Source organism: Butyricimonas hominis (genome assembly GCF_014287455.1).
GTDB classification, from domain to species: Bacteria; Bacteroidota; Bacteroidia; order Bacteroidales; family Marinifilaceae; genus Butyricimonas; species Butyricimonas muris.
Genome location: NZ_JACOOH010000035.1, coordinates 1 through 1,625, shown reverse-complemented (window position 1 = coordinate 1,625; position 1,625 = coordinate 1). Strand labels below are relative to the sequence as shown.

Below are 1,625 nucleotides of genomic sequence, written 5' to 3'. Positions count from 1 at the left end.
TCCGCTTCATCGTTGGCACTCTTAACAAGGTCTGCGATGCCGTCAATGACGACCAACTGGATGCCGCCGTACTGGTAGTAGAACTTGTCCATGCTTTGTACAATGGCGTTCAGGCGTTCTTTGCGTGACATACCGGTAAGACAAAACGCTTTCAGTTCATCGGGCTTGTCCGGCTGTTTGGCACGTGCCAGCAGGTTGCTTACGTTCTTGAACAGTTGTACTTCCGACTGTTCGGTGTCATAAAGCAATACCGCCTTGTGCCTGCCGTTGGCGGTTATCTGTATGCCCAGTGTATCTATGTCCGCACCAGCCGGACAGATGCAGCCCGCCACGATTGCGGCTACATAATTGCTCTTGCCCGTTCCCTCGCCCCCGGTGATGCCGAACAGGTTGCCTTGTGTCCCCAGCGGAACGTCACCCGCCGAAATAATCTCTTGCGCTTTGGCGGGCGGGTTGTTGAAATCTATCTCGCACGATTTAAGCATAATCAATGTGTCGCTATACAGGTTGTCTAAAAATTCGATAAACAGTTTCAGGAAATCTTCACGGGTGTTCCCGGCTTTGAAGTAGTCGGATATGTCCTTTTCCTCTTTCGTTCCCGGAAGCGGTAGCAGCAGGCGTTTCACGCCAAATTCTTCCAACAGTTTTTCCTGCTTGCATGAACTTTCCCTGCCCGTCTTGTCCATGTCAAAGAGCAGGACGATGTGTTTGAAGCGGAACGTCAGCCGATAAACCAGCGTGGGCGGTATCGTCACCGTTTCGCTATTGAAGCAGATAGCGTGAAAACCGTGCGCCGCCAGCGAAAGCACGTCTTTCTCGCCGCCCGTGATGAATAGCGTGTCGCCTTTGGCTGGCAGTTGTTCCAGCCCGAAACAATAGTTCTCGCCGAAGCTGCCACCGTAGAGGAAACGGGGCGTGGAGAACGGGCGGTACAGCTTGATGTGCTGTTTGCCCTTGTAGCCGTACATGGGTTCTGCCACCGATGAAGTGTAGGTGTACGGTTTGCCCTCTGCCGTTTCGCTGTTGTATTCCCGGAGCGAGCAGACCTTGTAACGTTCCAGCAGTTCGGGCGTGATGCCGTACTGTTGCCAGTACACCAGTTCGGCAAGCGGGAACTTCTGTTCCCGGAACTGGTAGGGCTTGACGGGCTTTTCGGGCGTTTCTTCGGGTTTGTCCGGCACTGCCCGGCAGACGGTTGCCGGGGGAACGGAAACCGGAGTGCCGGAAGTCAGCCCCAAGCCCAAATCCCGGTCGATGATTTCCAGTATCTCCACGAAGTCAGCCGCCCGGTTGCAGTCCAGCCCCTTTAACTGCCCCACGAGGAAGAAACAGTCGCCGCTGTAACTGTCGTTGCCGAAGTCTTTCATCTTGTAGATACCGCCCCGGCGGTCAAAATAGATGTTGCAGGAAGCCTTGCTGTCCTCGTACAGCGGGTTAAGGAAGTTGCGACCTATGCGCCAATTGCCGGGCAGGTAGTGTTTGAACACCGCCAGCCCGTTACTTGTTCTTTCTAAGATTTCCTCTTTCCTTAGCATACAACTGGTGGTTGGTTATCAGGTTGTCGATGTTCTCCTTGTTGCTCCTTATCAGGCGTTCTTCCAGCATCCGGCGTATCTCGCTGACCT

1 protein-coding gene and 1 pseudogene are annotated in these 1,625 nt (G+C 54.0%); both read right to left on the bottom strand.

Features of this window, described 5'->3' with window-relative positions; all coding sequences use genetic code 11:
- Positions 1 to 1,535, bottom strand: a 1,535-nt coding sequence (locus H8S64_RS22985; protein ID WP_186978717.1) for a bifunctional DNA primase/helicase, incomplete at its 3' end; no start/stop codon positions are given.
- Positions 1,498 to 1,625: pseudogene (locus H8S64_RS22980) on the bottom strand (DNA-binding protein); the annotation flags it as partial. The gene H8S64_RS22985 and the pseudogene H8S64_RS22980, both read right to left, overlap by 38 nt.